This window comes from Legionella steelei, from assembly GCF_001468005.1.
Taxonomy (GTDB): domain Bacteria; phylum Pseudomonadota; class Gammaproteobacteria; order Legionellales; family Legionellaceae; genus Legionella; species Legionella steelei.
Genome location: NZ_LNYY01000019.1, coordinates 1534057 through 1543425, shown reverse-complemented (window position 1 = coordinate 1543425; position 9369 = coordinate 1534057). Strand labels below are relative to the sequence as shown.

The following is a 9369-nucleotide window of genomic DNA, read 5'->3' as shown; positions in this document are numbered from 1 at the left end:
AAAAAAAATTGCTTTCGGCAAATAACCTGTAAAATGTAATAATTTCTTCCTTTGATAAAAGATGCGCCTATTTTGATCTTAGATGAAGCCACAAGTTCGCTGGATTCTTTAACTGAAAAACTGATCCAAGAATCATTACTCATTGCAATGAGTAACCGAACAGTTCTCGTGATTGCCCATAGATTATCAACCATTTTATCTATGGATAATATCTTGGTCATGGACAATGGTAAAATTATCGAAATGGGCAACCATAAACAGCTAATCGATGCCGGCGGTTTTTATAACACACTACGGAACGCTCAAAGCGGGCATAGTTTTATTTAAAATAGAATAAGAGGATTCAGCAGTAGAGAGGACGGTCCGGGACGTAAAATTATGCAAATTGAATATTGCTCAAAGGGGGCCGTCCCCATTTGTTCTCGTGTATGAAGAAATGAGCATTAATAAGGACACAAAAACCAAGTGCTCTCTTCTCCTTGAAAAGCTTGCCTGATTTGAGTTATTACCAAGAGATAAGAAATATTTAGACACGTTTTGGTCACAATTTACGAAATAACCAAGTGCCCTAAGGTGGAGAAAATTGAAGTAACTTATTGATTTTAAAACGATATAAATGGCGCGCTCGGAGGGACTCGAACCCCCGACACCTTGGTTCGAAGCCCGGTAATTGTAAATTAACTTATTGAATTTATTATATAATTAAATGTCGCCACCCACTACAATTGCAGTACAGTGCATAACAGCGCTGTACTGATCCCCACAAAATCCCCACAGTCAAATATAGTAGTAAATATTCAATATATAAAATTGTTATTATCAAAGAGGAAATATATCCCACTGAAAATAGTTTATTCTATTCTGAGATAGAGAGGTTCTTGTTCTATCTCCAATAATGCATAGCCTTAGGATCAGTTTGTAATTTAATAAAATTCTAATCAAAAATCACCTGATCGGAGAAAAAATAGCGAGAATCGGGCTGAAAATAGTATTAGATTTTACGTATATGTATGAGACATCCTTATTGGATAAAATAAAAACAAATATCGATCAAGATAAAATCATTGAATCAAAATAATGGGCAATGTATACTAAAAAGAATTTTAAAAAAGGTCCAAGATGTTCTTTTCTTATCAACTCCCCTTAAGCGTTGTCAATAATATTACTAGATTTCTCGATAAAGACAGCAAGGCACAACTTAGTAAAGTTAATCGAGCATGGAACAATTTTCCCTTTGAGTCTCAAAATCTTAGAGTAAATTGTGACGATGAGGTTCCTGTTGACCAGCTGATGCCACATTTGTTGAAGGTGTTATCAAAAAAAACAGATTCAGTATCGATTGTTCGTCTAACTGCAGGATGCTCTCCATGGGCGGCAAGTTATAAGGTAAACACTGGGAAAGAATGTTTTGTTATTCGTCAAATTAATCATGGCAGTGAAAGGCATCATGAGATTCTTGCTTCATTATTTTTTTCTGAAGCAGGTGTTGCTCCAAAAATAGAATATTTTGATTTTGCTTCTGGCATCTTTATCATGCGGTTTGTTGACAATGATCCAAATTTATTGAGAAGTCTCAATACAAACCAGTTAGAGGATTTAGCCGCCAAACTCAGAAAGATTCATAACGGGCCAAAATTAAAACGACCCACCGAGGTTGAAAGCTCCACTCTGATATTTTTAAGGCGTAGTCAGCTTGAAGCCATGATTCAGAAGTATTCAGAGTTTTATTTGTTAGCTTATGCCCTTGAGCAGCTTGATTATTTTGCTACTCTGACTAGAGAGGATGACCTCTGCCATAATGATATCAATCCTAATAATTTGTTAGTGCAACAGGATAATATTTTCTTTATCGATTGGGAATGTGCCGGTGTTAATGACGCTTTATTAGATTTGGCCACCATTGTATCGACTTTGCGTTTGAGTTCTAGCCAAAGTGACTTTTTGCTAGAGAAATATATTGGACAAAAACCATCTGAAGAACAAATGAAGCATTTTCATCTAATGAAACAGCTTGCTCTTCTACGTTTTGCGATTAGTTTTGCAGCAAATATCAAGAATCCTGAACAAGTACGAATGATGGAAATCAAATCCATTCCAGCATTTAATCAGTATCGTCCTGACCAGCATGGTGTTGTTGACAGAGGAAGTGACGCTGGTCGTTATTTCATTAGCATTATGTTAATCAAGCAAGCCATGCTTACGATAAATGAATACCATTTCAGACAGATCGTTTTGTTGGAACATGCACCTCGAGCACAGCTGCATTATTTACCTTTACCTCATATTGTTTGGAATAAGATTTTCAACCAGCTATCTCCTATTGAACTCGCTAAACTAAAATTAGTGAGTCGAGATTGGGCAGCGATGGTTCGTTCCCTCCAAAGTCAGGAGCAAACATTTACTCAAAGCAGTGTCATGGCTTTAGCTAAATCCGAGGATATAGGTCGAAGATTATGGAATGCTTTAGTATGCTTTATGCCTAAGCCAAGAGGGACGTTGGGGTTACTATCAGGCGGATTATCTCCATTTTGTCAGAATTTTTTCCTTGATACAGGCTTACACAAGTTTGTGATTAAAGTGGTGGCAAATGGTGATGTTTCATTCATTCCAGAGTGTGTAGTTAACAGTCTTGCCAGCCAACAAGGTGTGGGACCCCTTGTAGAGCGCATTGATTTTGCCAATAGAGTTCAAATTAGCGAGTTTGTTGAGAATGACATGAGCTGGTTAATCCAGCGTAAACCGTCTCATTTAGCTGAACTGGCGGCAGTATTAAGAACATTTCATAGCGCACAACCTAGAATCACCCGTTTCTTCAAAAAAGATAAATTCGATGAAATGGTTGATACTGTCCTGAGACAGTCTGAAACTATGCCTTTCTTAGCGGAGTTTAAATGGGCTATCTCCCTCATTCGTCAGATTGATCCAGTGTTGAGAAAAGATATTAAACAGGTTATTTGTCATTTTGATATTAATCCGTGGAATATCCTTTATAGTGCTAAGCGTCATCAGTTTAAATTGATTGATTGGGAGTTTACTCGAGTAGGTCAGCCGCTGATTGATGTGGCCACTATAGCCAATTTTCTTCGCCTGAATCCCATTGAAGAAGCATTTTTCTTAATGGCGTATATCAATCAAGGTGTCAGTCTACGTGATGAGGCAACCTATCAATTGGCTAAACTCTATGCGTATCTTCGCTATGCTATTTGTTCAGTGGCTATTAATGGGGATACATCGTACACCATAGATCCAAGTATTGTAGAAAGTTTACCGCGGTTTAGTGAATTTAATCCTAAATTGCTTAAGATTGATAAAAACACGGCGGAAGGGCGTTACTATATCGCTAAGATGTTTTTAAAATCTGCTGACACATTGCTCAAGGAAGTTAACTTTGTCGAACAATTAAGAATTTTTCGTGGCACCGGTACTCAGGAAATATTGGATATCCCTCAAGTGCCCCTCCTTGAGGATGTAAGTAGTAATGGACAAAACAGCACCCCATTCTGAAGTAGTTGATGTTACAGACCCTTGTGTTGTAGTTGCAGCCAGTGTTGAATTGCCTTCGATTCATACACTGGACGCTCTTTGGGAAGCATTGTGTCAAAAACGAGGAATGCATTTAACCCCCAACCAGCATCGCCAACGCTGTGAAGAATTATCGTTAACCAATGCTAATTTGTTAAATGATTGGGGATTTGTCAATCAATATGGAATTTCTTCATCAGAACTATCGCAAGTTGATCCACAGCAATATCTTGCGATTCATGTGATTGATAAAGCAATAAAGTCTGTCAATCTTTCAGCAGAAATCTTACAATCTTTTAACACGGGAGTATTTGCCGGGGTAATGTCTGTTGATCACTTACATCGTATGATCGAAGATGGTGTCCAGGTGGATAGTCGTTTTTTTTTAAATCATTGCGAAGCCTCCATTGCTAATAAAGCCTCCCATTTTTTCAATTTTACAGGATCGAGTAAAACGGTTAATGCGGCTTGTGCTTCTTCCTTAATTGCTGTCCAGGATGCCTGCCTTAGCCTCGAAGCGGGAGTATGTGACTGGGTGTTTGTGGTAGGTGTAAATCATATTGGCAGCAAGCATCGTTATCACAGTTTTAAGCAAGCCGGAATGATATCACGTTCTGGCAGCTGCCATACTTTTGCGATGAACGCAGATGGTTACATTCCTTTGGAAGGTGCGGTATGTCTTTTACTGACACGACAAAGTCTGGCCAATCAACTGCATCTTACACCAATGGCAAAAATTATTGGTATTTGTAGTAACCATAATGGTACAACACCCAGTATGACTGCTCCCAGTGTTGAGCTCCAATCTGATTTACTAGCTAGAACAAAGGAAATGGTTGCGTCACTTGATCTGAACTATGTTGAAACGCACGGTACGGGTACAAGTTTGGGTGATCCTATCGAATTAGAGGCGATTCAACGACACTATCCAAATGTTTTCATCGGTAGTATCAAGGCCAATTTAGGTCATTTGGAGGCCGGGGCAGGTTTGTTAGGGATGCTTAAGGGCATTCTTGTTTTACAGCATCAACAAATTCCTCCACATCATATGACCGGTCAAGCTAACCTCCTTATGCCTGCCAATCTGCAGATTAATGAGACGATGTTGGACTATCCGCATCGACATGTCGCAGTGAGTTCTTTTGGTTTTGGAGGCAGTAATGGTCATGCTATTCTGGAGAGTGTTACTTCACCAGACATTAATATACCTCTTGATAGAAAATTACCACTGTTACTTGCTGCAAAAGATAAAGATCAGTTGCTGCTTCTTAAAACCCAGTTGAAGCAACACTATCAGCATCATGAAAATTTCATAACGCATTTTGCTCTTTCCCAATTACAACAACGACATTTACCAGAAGAGAGGACGATGCTTTGGCTAATGCCAAATGGTGATTTAAGCGAATGGCAAGACACACATGAAAAAGAGTACTGTATTGAATTAGATTTTGCTAACGAAGCTATCTGTTTAGAATTATATACTATTTGCCTAAACTATTTACCCGAACCTATTTTAATCGAGGCCTATGGTACAGCTTGCCAGTTCGCTTTAATATTTTCCCAAAATGAAGGAACAGTGATTCGTTTGAATAATCAGGATCATTGGTCTTTCCGAGCATTGGATAAATACATTAAGGAATTGTCTGATCTGCCACAATTACCTGACGATCAGTTTTCACAATTTATTAAACAATGTCAGTCTATTTATGAATACCAGCATACGTTTAAAGCATTTGCTCATGCATCGAATAACCCTTCAATGCTAGATTGCCTTCAGCACTCCATTATGCCAGTGCAAACAAAAAGCTTGGTATTGCAGTTGCTGTGGTTGCGAGTCCAGTTAACGCAGAAATGGTCCTTACAAGCTGCGGAAGAGGAGAGTTTACAAGCATTCCCATGGCAATACCGAGAGTGGATAGCCTTGTTTAAACAAGATATTTGTTCTTTGACGGATGCACTTTCTATTTTAAATGGTGATGAAGGGATTCAGGCATTTTTATCGAGTCGATTGGTAAGTCGGATTAAATCCATAGACTATAACCAGTTGTCCAGACTGGCTGAACTAAAAGTTCAGCATATGAATAATCAGGATGGTAATGATGAGAATGGTCATTGTCTTATCCACCTTAATGAATCCTGTACCATCAAATTAGTGTCGACTAATCAGAACAGTTCCCCAACAATTGACCATACCCGTTTGTTGCAATTTTGCTGGCTGCGCGGTATTGATGCACGTTGGGATAGAGATTATCAAGACATTCCTTTCTATCGTAAGGGAATTATTCCTATGAAACAATCCGAAGCATCGCTCTATACCGTCTGTCATCATTATAAAACCAATTCCTTGGCCAAGAATATTAAGCAAATTCAATTCGAGGAGAAGGTAGGATTAACCCATTATCAACAGTTGTTATCAAATTTACACCAGCTGATAAATGAAAATAACAAACCAGTTTTATCCATCGCTCATTCCGATAAACTCTTTTTACAACATGCCGAGTTACTGGGTAAGGCAATTTCTTTAGAGTATGGTGATTCAGCAATCTGCTGTTTTGATACTTATGGGCATCAGTATCATCATTCTTTAGTAGAACTTAAGCCAAATACTAAGTCAGAAGCCTTCGAGACAAAAGGCCACTATGTCATTACTGGTGGCACTGGTGGCTTGGGTTTGGAGCTATGTCATTTTCTTTGTGAGAATTACGAGGCAACTGTTACCTTGGTTGGCAGAAAAGCATGGTCGGAATTATCAACTACGGTAAAAGAGCGTATTGAGTCGCCACAAATAAATTATGTTCAATGTGATATCAGCAATACTCATCAATGGCTCCGCCAATTGCACTCTTTATCTGAAAAACACTCGATTGATGCTTTATTTCATCTTGCGATTTCCACCAATGACCAACTATTTGTGCAAATGACTGCTGATGAGTTACAACGTGTACTGAAAGAACGTTGGGATGCTAATGCCTGGCTTGCCTCTGATCAATTAACAAATTCTGTTAAAGCGATACATGTTTTTGCTTCGATTCAAGCGTACTTTCCTAATCTGGGAGGGAGCATCTATTGTTACGAGTCATTAATCAAGTCGACCTTATTACGTCAAAGCCCCCATCCCAGAAAAACGCTTAGTTATTTGGGAGTTATTGATGGAATTGGCTTGGCCGCTAGAAATGATTACAGCCAATACTTAAGCCAATATCATATGCGGCCGATTGGCTTTGATGACCTAATGAGTCAACTTGCATGTCAGATAGCTCATCATGTCCCTGAATCCATTATCGCAAAAATTGACCGTGATGACCTATTGGTGAGTAAGATTAGTGATAATCTCGATAATCATCTCGCAGATTACGTCATCTTAAGTGTGTTTTGCCAATTATGCCATGCTACGGAATCCTTTCAGGGCCATTTCCAATTATTGTACGTTGAGTTAAAGAAATTATGGCAAGAAAGAGAGTTGTCATTACATGATGTTGAGTATTACCAAAAGGAAATATTGAGGTTGAGGCAACTGTTATTGGCAAGTGACTATCGCGGAAGACTCAGTTTATTTGATACGGTAATCAACCAATATAGGCAGATAATGAATCGAAGTATTCCTGCCCATCAAGTTATTTTTCCATCTGGCCAGACCGAGTTGGTAGAATCGTTTTATAAAGGACATAGCAGTGCAGATTTTGCCAATGTTGCTTTGGCAAGAGAGTTAAGAATCCTTATTGATCAGAATAGAAAGTTACGTATTTTAGAGGTTGGGGCAGGAAGTGGGGCGACTACTGTAGAGCTATTGTCTCGGCTAAAGCCCCAGGATCAGATTGAATATACTTTTACCGATATTTCACAGGCACTGGTTAATAAAGCACGAAGCAGATTATCTTCTCCCTACGCCAATATGAACTTTTGTGCGCTAAATATTGATGATATAAAAAGTGGGCATCCCTTTGAAAAACAATTCGATGTAATTATCGCTACTAATGTTATTCATGCCACGCCATCTATCGTCGAAACATTACAAAAATTAAAGCGCTGTCTAAACGATCAAGGGACTTTGTTAGTTAATGAATTAATTGAAAAGACACCTTATACCACGGCCATTTTTGGTCTTTTTGAAGGGTGGTGGAAAACGCAAGACAGTCAATATCGTATCCAAGGTTCGCCTTTATTATGCTCATTTTCCTGGTTGGAACTTCTTAAAGAGGTTGGACTCACCCAAATAAAAACTATAGCTAGCTCTCTTCATAGTATTAATCCCCAACAACAAGTTTTTGTGGCTACAATGCTTCAGGAAAACGGCAGGAAAGAACTCGATCCTTCTTGCTCATCACCTAATGGATTCACCATGGAGGATCTAAAGAGCAGGATTGCTGCCACCCTGCATATTGATTCAAATGGGATTTCTGCATCAGCAAAACTGTCTGAACTGGGATTTGATTCTTTAAGTTTAAGCGATTTATACCAAAAGTTACGTCCTCATTTTAATAGTCTGAGTATTGCCGATTTATTTGCTGATCACAGTGTAGCCACGCTTGCTAGTTACTTGGGTCTGTCACAGCATCAACAAGTGGAAAGAACTGGTGAAAAGGTTGGGGCGCCAGTTGCGGAACAGGATATCGCGATTATTGGCTTAAGCTATCAGTTACCTCATAGTGGTTATGAGACTTTTGAAGCCATGCTGGAAGCAGGAGGGACTGCTTTTTCCGAAGTGCCTGTTAGTCGTTGGGCGCAAAAGGACTATTTCCATAAAGAGCCTATGCCAGGGCATAACTATGCAAGCAAGGGAAGCTTTCTGGAAAACATTGATTGTTTTGATGCAGCTTTCTTTACTATTTCTCCACGTGAGGCTCGGTTAATTGATCCCCAAGAGCGATTGCTACTACAAAATGCTTATCATGCTTTAGAGGAGGGAGGATGCTTACCTATCTATGATAAGAATCAAATTGGTGTTTTTGTTGGCTTAAGCGGCAACTATTATAGCTGGTGTTACGAGTGGCAAAATCAATCTCATGCCAATTCAGCCTGCAGTTATTGGTCTGCTGCAAATAGAATTTCTTATGCATTAAATTTACATGGACCCAGCCTGACAGTAGACACTGCATGTTCATCTTCTTTAACGGCGCTACACCTGGCTTGCCAATCATTATTATCTGGTGAAACGGATATTGCTTTGGCGGGTGCCGCTAATCTCATTGTACATCCTCGTCAAATGGTGGAGTTAAGTGATCTTAGAATGCTTTCACCCACTGATCAAAACAATAGTTTTGCTGAGAATGGAGATGGTTTTGTTTATGCTGAAGGGATAGTGGTGCTTTGTCTAAAAAGGCTGTCACAGGCGATAGAAGAGGGTGATTATATTCATGCGGTGATTAAAGCGACGGCGCTTAATTCTGGTGGTAAAACGCATGGATATACAGTACCCAATGTTCATTTGCAAGAAGAGGTTATTCAAAAGGCTTTAACGAAAGCCAATATCAAGCATGAACAAGTGTGTTTTGTTGAAACCCATGGCACCGCAACAAAATTAGGCGATCCGATTGAAACGAAAGCCTTGTCCTCAGTGTTTACTCATTCACTTAGTATTTCATCTGTCAAAAGTAATATGGGACATAGTGAGGCATGCGCTGGATTTGCGGGGCTTGTTAAAGTTATTTTGCAATATCGAAATAATTGCCTTTATGGCAATGCGCATTCTTTACCGTTGAATCCTTATTGTAACTTTGATCAAAATAAATTACGCGTCTTACAGAGCAAAGAACAGTGGTCAGTTGCACCTGGCTCTCGTTTATGTGGTTTGAATTCTTTTGGTGCTGGTGGAAGTAATGGCCATGTAATCCTTAGCGATTATGTCAA

The 9369-nt window shown here is 39.2% G+C and carries 3 protein-coding genes (1 of these 3 only partly in view); all 3 read left to right on the top strand.

Going from position 1 to position 9369, the window contains the following annotated elements; all coding sequences use genetic code 11:
- Positions 1 to 51: 51 nt before the first annotated feature.
- Positions 52 to 327, top strand: coding sequence for a hypothetical protein (locus Lste_RS10980; RefSeq protein WP_420324186.1), 276 nt, complete (start codon positions 52 to 54; stop codon positions 325 to 327).
- Positions 328 to 1119: 792 nt separating this feature from the next.
- The gene (locus Lste_RS10975) at positions 1120 to 3504 is read left to right on the top strand and encodes a phosphotransferase (RefSeq protein ID WP_019349504.1); all 2385 of its coding nucleotides are present in this window, start codon (positions 1120 to 1122) and stop codon (positions 3502 to 3504) included.
- A protein-coding gene (locus Lste_RS19155) for an SDR family NAD(P)-dependent oxidoreductase (RefSeq protein WP_019349505.1) crosses the window boundary here: on the top strand, positions 3479 to 9369 show its 5' end (the start). Its footprint extends 6136 nt past the window's final position; the window shows 5891 of its 12027 coding nt (coding positions 1-5891); the start codon lies at positions 3479 to 3481; its stop codon lies beyond the right edge, outside the window. Before Lste_RS10975 ends, Lste_RS19155 begins: the two co-directional genes overlap by 26 nt.

What these genes read in the sequence shown, in the direction of transcription:
- Lste_RS10975 (WP_019349504.1), top strand. Translation starts at nt 1,120, where the DNA reads ATGTTCTTTTCTTATCAACTCCCCTTAAGCGTTGTCAATAATATTACT.